Here is a 15806-nt window from a genome sequence, read left to right as displayed (position 1 = left end):
TTGAGGTGCGCCATCACAGATAGACGGACTGCGAATGTCCATCTGTCATGGCCAGTGCCTGTAAAGTTTTTAGCACTTCACGTCGTTGCCGTGCTGCCTCCTTTGAGTGGATTCGACAGGAGGCCAGCGGAGCGTTTCCCCGCAGGGCTGACCGATCAAACAGAGTCTCCACTCGTACAGGCCGAAGGTTTTTGATTGTTAAAAATCGAGCGTCACCCCTGCATACAGGGCCCGGCCATCGCCTGGCGAGTGTAGCGAGTTTTTAGCGCCATCGGGGTCATACCAAGCGTACTCGTAGTAGCGATTGGTTAGATTTTTCAACTGAAGATCCACGCTCATCGACTCACTCAACTTATAGGTGGCCCCGATGTTCATGAGTACGTAACCACCATAAGTGCCTTGAGTGTTCTCTCTCTCTAGGTAGTAATTGGTTTGTCCGTTTGCCCACGCAGATAGTTGAAGCATCGGGGTAGCCTGGTAGCTGATACCAGTATTCCACAGATGATGCGGCACATGGTCGATCTCCCTGCCTTTGCTCTGTGGTAACGCACTGCTGGGCTCAAGGATTTTTGAATACTGCCAGGAGTAGGACATCCACATTTCAGTGCGTTCGTCCGGGTGGAGGTTGACCTGCAGGTCATAGCCCCACCGTCGTGTTTCCCCCACATTATCGGAGTCGCCACTGGGGTCGTTCAGACGTCGGCTGACTTCACCCGATGCATCTTGTTGCCAGTAGGCAACGCGACCGTCCATCCAGCTGACTGGCGTAAACTTGATGCCGGTCTCCCAGCCTTCGTTGATCGATGGATCAAGGTCTTCGTTACGCGGCGGTACCTTATAGGCAGCTGCACCTGTGCCTACTTGGAAAGTGCGGCCCCAGTTCGCATAAAAACTCGCAAACTTCCAGGGGGAGTATACGACACTGAGCTTCGGCTGTTTGATCAGGCCATAGTCGTTAATGTCGTAATCTTGGTCGGTGAGCTTGTTGGTGAAATCGCCGCTGATCTTGTCGACGCGGTAGGCCGGGACAATCTTCAGCGACTCAAAGGGCTCGATTTCGGCCTGCATATAGGCCCCAACGGTATTGAAGTCGAAATCCTGGTCGCGAGTCTGGTTCTGCCGCACCCGGTTGATGGTGTTGTAGCGCTCGCTGCGATTTTCCTGTTTCTGCACATCGCTACCACCCTCTAGGGCGAAGGCGTGCAACCAGTCAACCTCGGGTCGCCAAGTCAAAGAGGTGATAGCGCCGTACTGGGTCTCGTAGGCGTCACGCTCTTGCTGCGAGCTGGTGCTCCAGTATTGCGTCCAGCGGCGGTCATCGAAGGTGTTCACATAGGTCTTGGCTGACCAGGACAGCGTGTCAGCCAGATCAGTGTCGAAGTGCAGGCTGACCTGATTCATACGCCGCGTACCCTTATCCGTGGCGTTATACGGGTTGCTCATGCGAGGGTGATGCCGGGCATTGTCTTCTGTCAGGTATCCAGCCTCATCTGCTTCGGCCTCGTAGTGCCTAGCGATCAATCCCAAGCGATAGCCGTTGTCATCAGGGGTGTAAAACCACTTGCCACCGAAGCTGTAGCGTTCGGTGTCAGCATGGTCTCTATAGCCATCTACCTGTTGTCGAGCGAAGAAGTAGTTCTGCGTCCAGTTGCTGGTCTCGATGCCCTTGGCCATTTGGACTTCACGGGTATTGAAGCTGCCATAGCGCAGTCGTGCCTTGTTGTAGTTACCGCCTATACGAGTATTGATGTTGACGTTGCCAGCGATGTTATTCAGCCCGTAGCGAGCGTCACTGGTGCCACGGACGATCTCTATGCTGTCGATGTCCATGGGGAACACCGAATCGATGAAGGGCATGTTGCCGTCATTCGTGTTGCTCGGGATGCCGTCAATCAGCAGCTTCACTGCGTTAACCTCACCCTCTCCATTGAATCCCCGAAACGAGATTTTTCCGGAGGTGGTGCCTTGGTTGAACTCGGTGAGCATCACGCCAGGTGCCCGGTTGAACAGCTCCCAGCTGTAGGTAACGGGCATTTTTTCAAGGATGTCGCCACCGAGAATGTCGACTGAACTGAGTACGCTGCTGGTGGCCAGGGGGCCAGTGCTAGATCCTGAAATGTTCACGGCACCCAGAGTCAGGGTGGAGCTTTCGGGCGGCAGGGTATCGGCAGTTGCAGTCGAAAGTGGACTGACGGTAAAGGCGCTGGTGATGGCGAGCACGGGCAATATAGCGCGTGCGGAATTGCAATACGCAGGCATGACGTATGTTCCTGGTAAAAGTCGAATACGACCGGACTCGCTCAAACGCGAGCACGTTCTGGATTGAGTGACTGCTTAAACCAGGGGGGAGGCGCGAGGATTTAGACTAGGACGCTGATGGCGAGGTAGGGTAAGGAGCGGGGTATCGCCTAGAAGTACAGTATCAGGCCAGAAGCGTGGAAACAGATGCTTGAAGTAGTCGCCGGATACACCGGCCTGGCCGGCATGGCAGCAACAGCAGTCCCCACTTTGCACCTTGCCCAGAGCATTATCAGCCAGATCTGTCTGGTCAACCTTAATCTGTGCCAGCAAGGATTTAGGCAAGCTTTCCAGGCCATGAATGCTGCAGAAGCTGCCCAGGATCAGAGACTCATCAACTGGAGCGTTACGCAAACTACGGTCGAGCGGCATCATCAGCAGGTTGAACAACACTGCAAAGCAGGCGAGCAACAGCAGGTGGTTACGGAAGCGCGAGACCATGATCCTTTCCGCTTGGCGAGCGCCGGCATTAAGCCGGAATCAGCGCAACCTGTAAAACCTTTTCATAGGTGCTCGGCGATAAGCGTCACACGCCAAATGTGCTACTCCAGTGTTACTGCGAGCCGCCCAACTCAATCACTGTCGGGGCGTGCAGCCATTTGAGAAATTCACTGAGCTAATCGACGCCACAAAAGCGAGGCTCCTCGCGCCGTCAGCCGAGCAGCTACCTTTCGATCCCGGTTATGGCTTGGCGTCTCTAGCCGGAGCCCGTCATCCGCCCGAAGCTACTGAACCCACCAGCCTCCAGTGAGTGGGCGCTTTACGAGGTGATCCCTCATCACGGCCATTGCTAATTTCGCGGGTTCCGCTAACTTATACAAAACCTGTACAAGATTGAGGTGTTGTACATGTATTGCCAGTGGCCTTTGACCCTTTATTTTGACGGTGCCTGCCCATTGTGCGCCAGGGAGGTTGCCTTCCTGCGCAGGCGTTCAACTGCAGCAAAGCTCATCCTGATCGATATCGATGGCGATGACTTCGATCCCATACCTCTTGGCCTGTCGATTGAGCAAATGAGATCGTGCTTGCACGCAAGGTTCGCGAACGATTATTGGGTAACAGGCTTGGACGCTACCCTTTGGAGCTGGCGTGCTGCCGGTGTTGGGATGTGGGCCGCTCCACTGGCTTGGCGTCCGCTACGTCCTTTGCTTTCAGTTCTGTACAGGTTGTTCTGTCGTTTGAGGCCAAGTTTGGCCTGGTTACCCCATCCCGGGGGTAGGCAACGTTGCAAAGGTGAGGAATCCAAATGTCACATTCGCTAGCCGAGCACTATCGTGAAATCCTTGTTGGCGTTGGTGAGAACCCGCAGCGAGAAGGGCTCTTGGATACCCCCCAACGTGCTGCCAAAGCGATGCAATATCTATGCAATGGCTATACCCAGAGCCTAGCTGAGCTAGTCAATGGCGCTTTGTTCGAAAGTCAAAATGATGAGATGGTGGTCGTTCGGGATATTGAGTTGTACTCATTGTGCGAGCATCACATGTTGCCGTTTATTGGGAAAGCGCATGTCGCCTACCTGCCAACGGGACGAGTATTAGGGCTTTCCAAAGTGGCGCGCTTAGTGGATATGTTTGCCCGCCGTTTGCAGATTCAAGAGAATTTGACTAGACAGATTGCGTGTGCCATGCAGGAAGTGACTGATGCGGCAGGTGTTGGCGTCGTTATCGAGGCCAAGCACATGTGCATGATGATGCGAGGTGTAGAAAAGCAGAACTCAGTGATGATTTCATCGGTAATGCTAGGTGAGTTCCGAGACTCCCCGACTACCCGGCACGAATTCCTCAACCTCATTGGGCGACATACCTGAAATATGACCCCTAGCCGCATAGGAAGGACTCGCCCATGAGTGCAGTTTTCAACACGTTATCTCCAAGTCGTTTTAAAGTCCTGGGCTATAGTGGCTTGCTGCCGTTCGTTGGTATGGCACTGCTGATTTGTTTAACGACTGATTACCGAGATTCTCTATCTGTTGCTTTGGTGGGCTATGGGGCTGTGATACTGAGTTTTGTCGGGGCCTTGCATTGGGGGTTCGCTATGACGTTACAGGAGTTGTCTGCAAATGGACGACAGGAGAGGCTCGTGTGGAGTGTTATTCCAGCCCTCATCGGTTGGGTTAGCATGTTGTTACCTGTGTCATTGGGCTGCTTGGTATTAGCCTGTGGCTTCATTGGGCATCTTTGGCAAGATCGTAAATTGGTCAATATTTTGCCCGGGTGGTACTGGCCTATGCGAGTACGTTTAACCATAGTCGCAAGTTTGTGTTTACTAATTGGTGCGTTTTTCCTGGTTTTTTAGATTGAGCTCGTTATCTCTGTGTCAGCGGGTGGGCAACCATTGAGGCGGTACCATTTAGACAAGGTCAGCCCTGTGAGTGACGGCTTTTAGGGCTTTGGCTTTCCAGAGGCGCTTGCTAACTAATCGGTCTGGCTCTTGGCGGGTTTTACAGCACATAATTTAGTAACCTTTGATGTATAAGTCGGCAGCTCGGGATAATCCTATGCCGAGTATGCTGGGGAAATAATTAGTAAAATTTTTTCTCTTGCAAGGTTGTTTGATTAGATAAAATCTTGATGTGTGACGCCGGGCCCCTCTGACGGTTCATCAGCCGCCATGTCGGAGTCATAGTTGTTAAACTACGACTATATAGGAGGGGCTCATGTCTGCCCTAAATGCGTATCTCTCTCAGGATGTCCTGGGCACTGATCTGTGGCTCTGGCTTTCCTTTTTTGCTGTGGTTTTAACTCTGCTAGCGCTTGACTTAGGGGTTCTCCATCGAGGGAATCAAGAGATTGGCGTCAAAGAGAGCTTGCTGTTGTCAGCTGGCTACATCAGCATGGGCCTACTATTCGCTGTTTGGGTTTACTTCCAGAAAGGCAGCGACGCCAGTATGGACTACGTGACTGGCTTCCTGATTGAGAAGTCCTTGTCGATGGATAACGTATTCGTTATCGCATTAATATTTAGCTTCCTGGCCATTCCTAGAGAGTTTCAGCACAGAGTGCTGTTCTGGGGTATTATGGGTGTCATCGTCTTGAGGGCAATTATGATAGGCTTGGGGGCCGCACTCATTGCGCAGTTCAGCTGGATACTTTACTTTTTCGGCGCTTTCTTGGTTTTCACTGGGATAAAGATGCTATTTGCCCGTGTGGATCATGCGCCTGATCTGGAGAATAACCGGTTCGTCAAATTTCTCCGCAGTCATTTACCCATAACAAAGGAACTGCATGGGCAGAATTTCCTGGTGCGGCTGCCCAATGCATCAGGTAAAAAGGTGTTATGGGTAACTCCGCTATTTCTAGCTTTGATTCTTATTGAGTGTGCTGACTTGGTCTTCGCTGTTGATAGCGTTCCCGCAATCTTTGCTATCACTCAGGATCCATTCATTGTCTATACCTCTAACATTTTTGCCATACTCGGATTGCGGGCTCTGTATTTTGCGCTGGCTGCGATGATAAGTCGCTTCGCTTATCTCAAGTATGCATTGGCTCTGGTGCTTGTCTTCATAGGCACGAAAATCTTCCTTCATGATATTGTTGGCAAGGTGCCAGCTGAAGTTTCTCTAAGCGTTACAATTGGCCTTCTGATTGGCGGTGTATTGCTGTCGCTTTGGAAGACCAGAGAGTCCGTCAAGCTTTAACGGACTAGCTTATTGATCGTTGCTTTTAGCGAAAAGAAAGCGCGGAAGCGTTATGAGTTACGGTCTCCAAACGGCGCCTAATTCTCGTACCACTTTTTGTACCAAAACAGGGTTCTAGTTGGGGGTATGAGGGTAAGTTATGGTCCCTGCAAGCCTTTAAAATCCCCCTTCCCAATACTCCTGCAATTCCACTCATCTTCGGAATGAGGCTGTTACGGGCAGGCCAACTGGGCTGAGGCGTTCGATCTGTTGCGTACCGCCTCCTCCAGCTTTCCGCCGCTCGACGAGGCCTAGTAATAGCAGCGAGCTCTGCTGCTAAGCATCGCGCAGGGCCATGCCGTCGTGCACTGCTGCGAGACAAGTTTTCTGCTCGGGTGCAGGACCAGGCTATGGCTCTAGGTGCGCCGTTCCGCGAGGCTTAAGGAGAATTTCATCCCAAATGGGGCTAGAGATCGCGGAGGAGCAATTCACGCTCGCAGCAAGCTGTCATTAAGCTGGCATTACCCAGCCAAAACGGCCCATTTGGGCACAAAAAAGGCACTTGAGCATTTCGCTAAGTGCCTGATTTGTAAGGAATGTTTGGTGGAGCCGGGGGGATTTGAACCCCCGTCCGCCAGTACTCCGCTGTCGGTACTACATGCTTAGCCGTGTCTACTGATTTAATCCGCAGCCGCCCGACGGGCAGGGTGCTTTGGATGAGTTGGGTAAGTTTTAGTCGCTTCGCCCCCAACGTGCTGCACGACGATCCTGTTCTGTATGACAATCATTTCGGGTTTACAGGCATCCCCTGATGATTGCTGGAGCCGAAGCTACCAGGAGGAAGGGTCAGCTGCAATTAAGCAGCGAACTTTACTTCCCCGTAGTGGTCGTCATTGGCAACTATAGAAAGTTGCAACAGTGGATTTACGAGTTCTGTTACCAACTCGGCATGCACCTAGAGTTTCGCTACCGGCGTCGAATCCTAATCGGCCCCACACTCAGCTCTAGCTGAACGTGCCTTTCAGCACGCAAGGCCTAGTATACGCGCTTACGCGGGCGGCGTCGACAGAAGGTTCGGCCGCCCACGTGCGCGCAGGGTCTAGGTACCGCTGCCACCGGCCGAGCCGCTGCCTTTCTCGGTCTTGTCCAGGCGCTCGAGCACCTTGCTGGTGATGGCGATGCATTCCTTGGTGTCGCCTTTGGCCTGGGCGGCCTTGGCTTGGTCTACATGCTCGGTGATGGCCTTGTCCAGGCCTTCGGAAGTGGCGCCAGCGGTGGCCATGCTGTCGTCGATCTTCTGCAGGTTCATGGCGCACAGGTCGTCGGCGGCGAACACAGGCGAGGCCAGCAGGGTGGCGGCCGCGAACAGGGCGGATAGCGCAGTGCCTTTCATGGGAGTCTCCTTGTGAGGCCTCGGGAAGGTGGGCCTGATCGGTGGACTGCGTGGGTTTGGGCGGGGTTCCATTGGGTTTGGTGCCGTTGAATCGCGGGGCAAGCCCGCTCCCACGGTCCCAAGGTTTTGAGATGTGCAGAAATAAAAAACCCCGGCACGGGGCCGGGGCTTTTTCATCACGCTAACGCGATCACTCCTGGTTGGCCAGTTTGTGCTCGAGGTAGTGGATGTTGACGCCGCCTTTGCAGAAACCTTCATCACGCACCAGGTCACGGTGCAGCGGGATGTTGGTCTTGATGCCGTCGACGACGATCTCGTCCAGGGCATTGCGCATGCGCGCCATGGCTTCGTCGCGGTCCTTGCCGTAGGTGATCAGCTTGCCGATCAACGAATCATAGTTCGGCGGAACCGAGTAGCCGCTGTACAGGTGCGAATCGACGCGCACGCCGTTGCCGCCCGGGGCGTGGAAGTGTTTCACCTTGCCTGGGCTCGGGATGAACTTCTTCGGGTCTTCGGCGTTGATCCGGCACTCCAGCGAGTGACCGCGAATCACCACGTCTTCCTGGCGGAACGACAGCTTGTTGCCAGCGGCGATGCTCAGCATCTCCTTGACGATGTCGATGCCGGTGACCATCTCCGAGACCGGGTGCTCGACCTGGACGCGGGTGTTCATCTCGATGAAGTAGAAGCGGCCGTTCTCGTACAGGAACTCGAAGGTACCGGCACCGCGGTAGCCGATCTCGATGCAGGCGTCGACGCAACGCTTGAAGACTTCCTGACGGGCCTTCTCGTCGATGCCCGGTGCCGGGGCTTCTTCCAGGACTTTCTGGTGACGGCGCTGCAGCGAGCAGTCACGGTCGCCCAGGTGCACGGCGTTGCCCTGGCCGTCGGACAGCACCTGCACTTCCACGTGACGTGGGTTGGTCAGGAACTTCTCCAGGTAGACCATCGGGTTGCCGAACGCGGCACCGGCTTCGGTGCGGGTCAGCTTGGCCGAGGCGATCAGGTCCTCTTCCTTGTGCACCACGCGCATGCCGCGACCACCACCGCCACCGGCGGCCTTGATGATCACCGGGTAGCCGACGTCACGGGCGATTGCCAGGGCAACCTCTTCGTCTTCCGGCAGCGGGCCGTCGGAACCTGGCACGGTCGGTACGCCCGACTTGATCATCGCGTCCTTGGCCGACACCTTGTCGCCCATCAGGCGGATGGTATCGGCTTTCGGGCCGATGAAGGCGAAGCCGGATTTTTCCACCTGCTCGGCGAAATCGGCGTTTTCCGCGAGGAAGCCGTAGCCCGGGTGGATGGCGGTGGCGCCTGTCACTTCGGCGGCGGCGATGATCGCCGGAATGTGCAGGTACGAATCCTTGGACGATGCAGGGCCGATGCAGACCGACTCGTCTGCCAGGCCCAGGTGCATCAGTTCACGGTCGGCCGTGGAGTGCACGGCGACGGTCTTGATGCCCAGCTCTTTGCAGGCACGCAGGATCCGCAGGGCAATTTCCCCACGGTTGGCGATCAGGACTTTTTCAAGCTTCCCAGACATCGTTGGTTCTCCGCGAATCAAACGATGGTGAACAGCGGCTGGTCGTACTCAACCGGCTGGCCGTCTTCCACCAGGATGGCGTCGATCACACCGCCGATCTCGGCTTCGATGTGGTTCATCATTTTCATGGCTTCGACGATGCACAGGGTGTCGCCTTTCTTCACGGCCTGGCCGACTTCGGCGAAGTTGGCCGAGGTTGGCGAAGGCTTGCGATAGAAGGTGCCGACCATTGGCGAACGAACAACGGTGCCTTTCAGGGCAGGCGCGGCGGCGGCGGCTTCAGCGGCCGGTGCGGCGGCGGCAACAGGTGCTGCGGCGGCAACCGGAGCGGCCATCGGTGCCGGAGCGGCGAAGTACTGGGCGCCGGCCGGGGTCTTGCTGTGGCGGCTGATGCGAACGGACTCTTCGCCTTCCTTGATCTCCAGTTCGTCGATGCCAGACTCTTCCAGCAGTTCGATCAGCTTCTTGACTTTACGGATATCCATTAATCATCAACTCCCAAGGTTCGGTCGGGGACGTATTTTTAAAACGTGTCTAAAACGTTTCTTCATGAGCCTCGGCCTGAAGGGCCAAGGCCTTGTGTCATCAGGGCTGTGCGTTGGCAGCCAGGTGTTCCAGCGCGGACTCCAGGGCCAGCCGGTAACCGGTGGCACCGAGGCCGCAGATCACCCCTACGGCAACATCGGAAAAGTAGGAGTGGTGGCGGAACGGTTCACGCTTGTGCACGTTCGAGAGGTGCACTTCGATGAATGGGATGCTCACCGCAAGCAATGCGTCACGTAATGCGACGCTTGTGTGGGTGAAAGCGGCCGGATTGATCAGGATGAAGTCCACGCCTTCGTTGCGCGCGGCATGGATGCGGTCGATCAATTCGTATTCGGCATTGCTCTGCAGGTATTGCAGATGGTGGCCGGCGGCGCGGGCGCGTTGCTCCAGGTCCTGATTGATCTGGGCCAGGGTGGCGGCGCCGTAGTGGCCCGGTTCGCGGGTCCCGAGCAGGTTCAGGTTGGGGCCGTGCAGCACCAGTAGGGTTGCCATCTGCGATTCCTTGGTTTTGTAGGGCAATTCGACATAGCGCGGCGACTATGCCGCAAGCGGCGCTGAGTGTCCAGTTCCCGGCAATAGCCAGCACGATGTCCGAGATTCGCGCAAAGTATGTGACCAGATGGTTAAGTCTGGTCACTGCTGCGGGGTTTTTTCACTGGACGCGGGAAGTTATAGCCCGAGTTGGCCGCGCACGCGCGTCAATACCTGGGCGAAATCGCCGGCGTTTATCTCGCCGATGACCCGATCGGTGGTCATTTCGCTGCCGTTCGCGGCAAAGAACATCAGCGCGGGAGGGCCGAACAACCGGTAGCGGTCGAGCAGGGCGCGTTGTTGCGCGTTGCTTTCGGTGATGTCGAAGCGCAGTAGGCGGAAGGCGTCAAGTTGCGGCTGGACCTGCGGCGCGTTGAGCACTTCGTGCTCGATCACCTTGCAGCTGATGCACCAGTCGGCGTACCAGTCGAGCAGCACTGGCTGGCCAGCGGCTTTGGCCTCGGCCAGGGCGGCGTCGAGGGCAGCGGGGCTGGTGATGGTCTGCCAGGCGTCGGCCTTGGCCGCTACGGGGCTGCCGGCCACGGTGGGTGGCGGCAGCGGACGCAGCGGGTCGCCCTGGCCACTCAGGGCGCCATACCAGCAGGCCAGGGCATACACCAGCAGCGCCAGGCCCAGCAGTTGCGCCAGGCGCTGGCGCGGGGTCTTGACCACGAACTCCAGGGCGCCGAGGAACAGCGCCACGCCGGCGGCCAGCAGGCCGACCAGCAGCAGGGTGGCTGGCCCCGGCAGCACGCGGCTGAGCAGGCCGATGGCCAGGCCCAGCAGCAATACGCCGATGGCGTTCTTCACCGTATTCATCCACGGCCCGCTCTTTGGCAGCCAGGCCGCGCCGCCGGTGGCCACCAGCAGCAACGGCGCGCCCATGCCCAGGCCCAGGGCGAAGAGTTTCAGCGCGCCGCCCAGGGCGTCGCCGCTGGCGCTGATATACAGCAAGGCGCCGGCCAGCGGTGCCGACACGCAGGGCGAGACCAGCAGGCTGGACAGCACGCCGAGCACCGCCGCGCCGAGCAGCGAACCGCCCTTGGTGCGGTGGGCGAGGTTGTCCAGGCGGCTGCTCAGGGCCTGCGGCAGCTTGATGTCGAACAGGCCGAACATGGCCAGGGCGAACAGCACGAAGAACGCGGCGAACGGCACCAGCACCCAGGCCGACTGCAGACGTGCCTGCAGGTTCAGGCCGGCGCCGAACAGGCCCATCAGCGCACCGAGCACGGCGAAGCTCGCCGCCATCGGCAGCACATAGGCCAGCGACAGCGACAGCCCACGCAGGCCGCCGACCTGGCCGCGCAGGACCACGCCGGAGAGGATCGGCAGCATCGGCAGCACGCACGGGGTGAAGGTCAGGCCGACCCCGGCGAGGAAGAACAGCAGCAGCGATTTCCAGGTCCAGCCCTGCTCGGCGGTTGCCGGCAGCGGGGCGCCTTGGCCGTCGATGCTCAGCCGCGCGGTTTCCGGCGGATAGCACAGGCCCTTGTCGGCGCAGCCCTGGTAGCCCACCAGCAGGGTGAAGGCGCGCGGGTCGTTGCGCGGCAGCTCGATGTCGAGCACGCCGTGGTACACCTCGACATCGCCGAAGAACTCGTCGTGCTTGGCCTCGCCCTTGGGGATGTTCGGCGCGCCCAGGCGGATGTCCGCGGGTTCGGTGCGGAACTGGAAGCGGTGGCGGTAGAGGTAGTAGCCGTCGGTGGCGACGAAGCGCAGTTTGACGGTCTGGGCGTCGGCCTGGACCAGGCTGAGCTTGAAGGCTTCGTGCACGGGCAGGAAGTCAGCGCTGTTGGAGGCGGCGCCGAGGGTGGCGCTGGGGCGGTTGTCGAGCAGGCCCGTGGCGAAGACGGGGCTGGCCAGCAGCAGGAGCAGCAGGAAAAACAGGCGGCGCATGGCGGACTCGCGAGGTGGAACGTGGCGGGCATGATAGCGGAGTTGGCCGAAATTGGGGCCGCTGCGCGTCCCATCGCGACACAAGGCCGCTCTACAGGGTTCGCGTCCCTCTGTAGGGGCGGCCTTGTGTCGCGATGGGCTGCGAAGCAGCGCCATCAAGCAGGGGTTAGAGCCTGAACGCCCGCACCGCCGTGTTCAACTCGCCCCCCAGCTTGAGCAACTGCTCGCCCTGCTCACGCCCTTCGCCAATGCGCTGCAGGTTGTCCTCGCCCAGCTCATGAATCCGTTCGCTGTGGTCGCGGATCTCGCTCACCGCCCCGGTTTGCTGCGCGGTCACATCGGCGATCCGCACCGCCGTGTCGGCAATGGTGCGGATGGCACTGACGATCGCGTCCAGCGCGCCATCGGCCGACTGCGCCTGGTTGGCCGTGGCCTCGGCGTGTTCCAGCTGGGTGCGCATGCCGTCCACCGAACTGCGGGCGGCCTGCTGCAGGCGGTCGATCAGCGCCTGGATCTCGCCGGTGGCGCCGGTGGTGCGCTGGGCCAGCGAGCGCACTTCATCCGCGACCACGGCGAAGCCACGGCCCATCTCGCCGGCCCGGGCCGCTTCGATGGCGGCATTGAGGGCCAGCAGGTTGGTCTGTTCGGCAATCGCCCGGATCACCGTGAGCACGCCACCGATGGTCGCCGACTCTTCCGCCAGTTGCTCGATCATCCGCGCGTTGCCCTGCACCTCGTCGACCAGCGAACGCAGGCCGGACAGGCTCTGGCCGATCACCGTCTGGCCCTGCTCCACGGCCCGGCCAGCATCGCGGCTGGCCTCGGCGGCGGCGCTGGCATCGCCGGCCACCTGCTGGATGGTCGCCTCCAGCTCGCCCAGGGCGTCGCGGATCTGCGCCGTGTCGCCGGCCTGGCGCTCGGCGCCGTCGTGCAGGGCGCTGCTCATGCCGGCCAGGGCATGGCTGCTGCCGGCCACCTGCTCGGCGTTGTGGCGGATGGTACCGACCAGTTCCACCAGGTACTGGCGCAGGCGGTTCAGCGACTCCTGGATATCGTGCAGCTCGCGGTTGGTGCGGCCCAGGGCGATGGCCTGGGCGAAATCGCCCTCGGCCCAGCGCGACAATGCCGGGGCCAGGCTGGTCAGGGTGCGTGCCAGGCGGCGCTGCAGGGTGTCGATCAGCAGGGCGATCAGCAGGATCAGGCCGATCATCAGGCCCTGGATCAGGCGCACTTCGCCGGCGATGGCGGCGTGCAGGCCGCGCACCTCGGGCTCGAGGCCGGCGATGGCCTGCTGCACCGCTTCCAGGCGCTCGCCGGTGCTGGCGGCCAGGGCGGCGCGGCGCTCGATCTGTTCGCGGGTGCGCTGCAATTCGCCGGGGTAGCGGCCGAGCAGGCTGTGCAGCTCGCGCTTCAGGCCCACGGCGACGTCTTCCTGCTGGCTGCTGGCCTGGGATTCCAGGCCCATCATCGCGGCGAAGTCATCGGCGTTGGACTCGGCGGCGCGGGTCACCCCCAGCAGCGGCAGGTCATCGATGGCCTGGGCCTGGGCGGTGATCAGTTGCAGTTCGCGCTCCACCTCGGCGGCCAGTTCGGCGCGGCCGCTGCTGACCAGCTTGTCCCGGGCCAGGGACAGCCGGCCCAGGTGCACAGAGGCCTCCAGCAGCGGCGTCAGGTAGCGGCCGGCGTCGCTGCTGGCGCTATCGCGGGCGTAGCTGGCCAGTTGTTCGAGGTTCGCCCCCAGCTCCCGCTCGGCTTGCAGCAGCAGGGCCTGGGGATCGCCGGCCAACTTGCCGGCGGCGAGCAGTTCGTTGGCGGTGAAGCCCTGCAGGCTGTCCAGGCTCGGGCGCAGCTTGGCCGACAAAGGCTCTGGCCAGTCGGCCAGGGCCGCCTGCAACTGAGTGTTGGCCTCCATGGCCGCCGCGTGGCGCAGGGCGTCGCCGCTGCCCAGGTAGGCCTGGATGTTGCGCGCGGCATCGTTCTGGAACTGCTGTGACAGGCCCAGGTAGCGCTCCATCAGTTGATAGGGACGTTCCAGGGCGCGTTGCGACCACCACAGGGTCGCGCCCAGGGCAATACACACGGTCACCAGCAACAGGGTGTTGAAATTGGTCAGCCACTTCAGGCGCATAGCCGCGAACTTCCTGCGGAGGGGAGTGGAGAAGTCGGCCCTGAAGTTATTGCGATTTTGTGACGAGGTGATGACGACGGAGGGCTGGCGCCATAAAAAAGTGGCACAGTGCCGGTATTGGCTTCTGCTGTGGTTTTCCTGCGTCGGCCTCTGTCCGGCAAGCCGGCTCCCACAGGGGGCTAAGGCTCGACCCGCACCACGCAGTTGCGTCCGGCATGCTTGGCGCGGTACAGCGCTTCGTCCGCGGCGCTGGCCATGGTCAGCGCGTCGAGCTGCTCGTCCAGCTGCACCACCCCGGCGCTGAAGGTGCACTGCAGGTCGTGGGGCTGGGCCGGGTAATGGATCTCGGCAAAACGTCGACGGATTTCGTCGAGCACCTTGTGCGCCGCGTCCAGTCCGGTATTGGGCATGACGATGGCGAACTCCTCGCCGCCGTAGCGGCCGATGAAGTCGGTCTTGCGCAGGCGCTGCTTGAGGAACAGCGCCAGGCTCTTGATCACCCGGTCGCCCATGGGGTGGCCGTGGCGGTCGTTGATTTTCTTGAAGTGGTCGATATCGAGCATGGCGAAACTCAGCGGCTGCGCTTCGCGGCGGGCGCGGAAGCTGCAGTCCTCGAGCAGCTGCAGGATATGGGTGTGGTTGTACAGCCCGGTGAGGCTGTCGCGGACCATCCGCGCCTTGAGGTGGCGAGCACGGGCGGCACGGTTGCGCACGGTGGTCACCAGGTGCCGCGAGCGGATCGGCTTGGTGAGGAAGTCGTCGCCGCCTTCGCTCATGGCGTCGAGCTGCTTGTCCAGGTCGTCCTCGGCCGACAGGTAGATGATCGGTACGCTGACGTAGCGGTCATTGTGGCGGATCACCTTGGCCAGCTCAGGGCCGGTGCACTCGGGCATGTACATATCGAGGATGATCAGGTCGGGCTGGAAGTCGGCCAGCTCGCTCATGGTGCGGATCGGCTCGGTCAGGGTGCGGGTGATGATCCCGGCGCTGTTGAGCAGGCGCTCGGTATGCAGGGCCTGGGCGCGGGAGTCGTCGATCACCAGCACGCGGAACGGGTCGTACTGGGTGGCGCTGGTCAACAGCTCGAGCTTCTCCAGCAGGCTGGAGGCGTCCAGGGTGCCGGTGAGGAACTCCTGGCCGCCGGCGCGCACGGCGGCCAGGCGGGTCGGGGTGTCGGTCTCGTGCAAGCAGAAGAACAGCAGCGGCACCGGCTGCTCCAGCCCCTGCTGGGCTTGGGCCGCCAGCTGCAGGCCGACGCCGGCGCCAGTGAAGTCCACATCCATGACGATGGCCGAGGGCAGGCGCTCGCTCATCGACGCCTGGAACGCCTCGGCGCTGCACAGCGCCTGCACGCTCAGGCCGAAGAACTCCAGCTGCTGGGCCAGGCGCTCGGCGCGTTCATGGTCCTGCAGGACGATGTACACCGGCTTGCGCAGTGGCGGCAGGGGCACGTTGTCGAGCTGGTCGCCCTTGCGCAGGCCGGTGCGCGACAGGCGCTGCATCAGGCGGTTGAGTTCGCTGATCAGTTCGGAGTTGAGCCGCGCGCTGTTGGCCTCGATGGCGCGCAGGGTCTGGCCGATGGCCGTCGACAGGCTGCCGTGCTCAGGCTGCTCGAAGCGTTCGGCGTAGCGCTGCAGACGCAGGTTGGCCTCGCACAGCTCGCCCAGGTCGCCGCTGGACCACTCGCCACGCTGCAGGCGCTGCCAGATCTCGAGGATCTGCCGGGCCTGGTGGATCACCCGCTGGGCAAAATGCTGCTTGAGGCGTTCGTGGCTCGGCTCGGCTGGCTGGGTCATGTCCTGACTACTTATGAGTGGGAGGGCGCAGGTTCAATGATGGCTCTATGCTAGCA

At 60.2% G+C, this 15806-nt stretch carries 13 protein-coding genes and 1 other RNA gene; 4 read left to right on the top strand and 10 right to left on the bottom strand.

Features of this window, described 5'->3' with window-relative positions; all coding sequences use genetic code 11:
• Positions 1 to 198: 198 nt before the first annotated feature.
• Both AC25ND_RS12000 and AC25ND_RS11995 read right to left on the bottom strand, forming a co-directional pair.
• Positions 199 to 2259 carry a TonB-dependent receptor gene (locus AC25ND_RS12000; protein ID WP_191472444.1) on the bottom strand — a complete coding sequence of 687 codons (2061 nt, stop codon included), beginning with the start codon at positions 2257 to 2259 and terminating at the stop codon, positions 199 to 201.
• A gap of 75 nt (positions 2260 to 2334) precedes the next feature.
• Positions 2335 to 2670 carry a hypothetical protein gene (locus AC25ND_RS11995; protein WP_338109923.1) on the bottom strand — a complete coding sequence of 112 codons (336 nt, stop codon included), beginning with the start codon at positions 2668 to 2670 and terminating at the stop codon, positions 2335 to 2337.
• A 476-nt stretch (positions 2671 to 3146) separates the two neighbouring features.
• Here AC25ND_RS11995 and AC25ND_RS11990 point away from each other — a divergent pair, with 476 nt between their 5' ends.
• The 4 genes from AC25ND_RS11990 (at position 3147) to AC25ND_RS11975 (ending at position 5935) form a co-directional block, all read left to right on the top strand.
• Positions 3147 to 3560, top strand: coding sequence for a thiol-disulfide oxidoreductase DCC family protein (locus AC25ND_RS11990; protein ID WP_096048451.1), 414 nt, complete (start codon positions 3147 to 3149; stop codon positions 3558 to 3560).
• The gene (folE, locus tag AC25ND_RS11985; protein WP_028614330.1) at positions 3545 to 4105 is read left to right on the top strand and encodes a GTP cyclohydrolase I FolE; all 561 of its coding nucleotides are present in this window, start codon (positions 3545 to 3547) and stop codon (positions 4103 to 4105) included. The genes AC25ND_RS11990 and folE overlap by 16 nt, the downstream gene beginning before the upstream one ends.
• Positions 4106 to 4140: 35 nt before the next feature.
• Entirely contained in the window at positions 4141 to 4593 is a 453-nt protein-coding gene (locus AC25ND_RS11980; protein WP_096048450.1) for a DUF3429 domain-containing protein, read from the top strand.
• Between the two features lie 361 nt (positions 4594 to 4954).
• The gene (locus AC25ND_RS11975) at positions 4955 to 5935 is read left to right on the top strand and encodes a TerC family protein (RefSeq protein ID WP_096048449.1); all 981 of its coding nucleotides are present in this window, start codon (positions 4955 to 4957) and stop codon (positions 5933 to 5935) included.
• A 580-nt stretch (positions 5936 to 6515) separates the two neighbouring features.
• On the opposite strand, the gene ssrA is transcribed toward AC25ND_RS11975, so the two are convergent.
• The 8 genes from ssrA to AC25ND_RS11935 form a co-directional block, all read right to left on the bottom strand.
• Positions 6516 to 6908: a transfer-messenger RNA gene (gene ssrA, locus AC25ND_RS11970) on the bottom strand.
• A 105-nt stretch (positions 6909 to 7013) separates the two neighbouring features.
• Positions 7014 to 7307 carry a hypothetical protein gene (locus tag AC25ND_RS11965; RefSeq protein ID WP_028691200.1) on the bottom strand — a complete coding sequence of 98 codons (294 nt, stop codon included), beginning with the start codon at positions 7305 to 7307 and terminating at the stop codon, positions 7014 to 7016.
• A 190-nt stretch (positions 7308 to 7497) separates the two neighbouring features.
• Positions 7498 to 8853 carry an acetyl-CoA carboxylase biotin carboxylase subunit gene (gene accC / locus AC25ND_RS11960; protein ID WP_028691199.1) on the bottom strand — a complete coding sequence of 452 codons (1356 nt, stop codon included), beginning with the start codon at positions 8851 to 8853 and terminating at the stop codon, positions 7498 to 7500.
• A 17-nt stretch (positions 8854 to 8870) separates the two neighbouring features.
• A complete protein-coding gene (gene accB, locus AC25ND_RS11955) occupies positions 8871 to 9338 on the bottom strand; it encodes an acetyl-CoA carboxylase biotin carboxyl carrier protein (protein ID WP_028691198.1) in 468 nt (155 codons plus the stop codon).
• Positions 9339 to 9438: 100 nt separating this feature from the next.
• On the bottom strand, positions 9439 to 9891 hold the full coding sequence (gene aroQ, locus AC25ND_RS11950; RefSeq protein WP_011535870.1) for a type II 3-dehydroquinate dehydratase: 453 nt from the start codon (positions 9889 to 9891) through the stop codon (positions 9439 to 9441).
• A 177-nt stretch (positions 9892 to 10068) separates the two neighbouring features.
• Positions 10069 to 11826, bottom strand: coding sequence for a protein-disulfide reductase DsbD (locus AC25ND_RS11945; protein ID WP_486976321.1), 1758 nt, complete (start codon positions 11824 to 11826; stop codon positions 10069 to 10071).
• A 166-nt stretch (positions 11827 to 11992) separates the two neighbouring features.
• Entirely contained in the window at positions 11993 to 13738 is a 1746-nt protein-coding gene (locus AC25ND_RS11940) for a methyl-accepting chemotaxis protein (protein WP_486976356.1), read from the bottom strand.
• 395 nt (positions 13739 to 14133) lie between these two features.
• Positions 14134 to 15750 carry a diguanylate cyclase gene (locus AC25ND_RS11935; protein ID WP_028691195.1) on the bottom strand — a complete coding sequence of 539 codons (1617 nt, stop codon included), beginning with the start codon at positions 15748 to 15750 and terminating at the stop codon, positions 14134 to 14136.
• Positions 15751 to 15806: the final 56 nt, after the last annotated feature.

This window comes from Pseudomonas sp. P110(2024) (assembly GCF_057480795.1).
The sequence above is the reverse complement of the archived record's forward strand: the minus strand, read 5'-3'. Positions and strand labels throughout refer to the sequence as shown.

Excerpts from the sequence above, each read along its gene's own strand:
- AC25ND_RS12000 (WP_191472444.1), bottom strand. The coding sequence starts at position 2,259 with ATGCCTGCGTATTGCAATTCCGCACGCGCTATATTGCCCGTGCTCGCC.
- AC25ND_RS11995 (WP_338109923.1), bottom strand. The coding sequence starts at position 2,670 with ATGCCGCTCGACCGTAGTTTGCGTAACGCTCCAGTTGATGAGTCTCTG.
- AC25ND_RS11990 (WP_096048451.1), top strand. The coding sequence starts at position 3,147 with ATGTATTGCCAGTGGCCTTTGACCCTTTATTTTGACGGTGCCTGCCCA.
- folE (WP_028614330.1), top strand. The coding sequence starts at position 3,545 with ATGTCACATTCGCTAGCCGAGCACTATCGTGAAATCCTTGTTGGCGTT.
- AC25ND_RS11980 (WP_096048450.1), top strand. The coding sequence starts at position 4,141 with ATGAGTGCAGTTTTCAACACGTTATCTCCAAGTCGTTTTAAAGTCCTG.
- AC25ND_RS11975 (WP_096048449.1), top strand. The coding sequence starts at position 4,955 with ATGTCTGCCCTAAATGCGTATCTCTCTCAGGATGTCCTGGGCACTGAT.
- AC25ND_RS11965 (WP_028691200.1), bottom strand. The coding sequence starts at position 7,307 with ATGAAAGGCACTGCGCTATCCGCCCTGTTCGCGGCCGCCACCCTGCTG.
- accC (WP_028691199.1), bottom strand. The coding sequence starts at position 8,853 with ATGTCTGGGAAGCTTGAAAAAGTCCTGATCGCCAACCGTGGGGAAATT.
- accB (WP_028691198.1), bottom strand. The coding sequence starts at position 9,338 with ATGGATATCCGTAAAGTCAAGAAGCTGATCGAACTGCTGGAAGAGTCT.
- aroQ (WP_011535870.1), bottom strand. The coding sequence starts at position 9,891 with ATGGCAACCCTACTGGTGCTGCACGGCCCCAACCTGAACCTGCTCGGG.
- AC25ND_RS11945 (WP_486976321.1), bottom strand. The coding sequence starts at position 11,826 with ATGCGCCGCCTGTTTTTCCTGCTGCTCCTGCTGCTGGCCAGCCCCGTC.
- AC25ND_RS11940 (WP_486976356.1), bottom strand. The coding sequence starts at position 13,738 with ATGGAGGCCAACACTCAGTTGCAGGCGGCCCTGGCCGACTGGCCAGAG.
- AC25ND_RS11935 (WP_028691195.1), bottom strand. The coding sequence starts at position 15,750 with ATGACCCAGCCAGCCGAGCCGAGCCACGAACGCCTCAAGCAGCATTTT.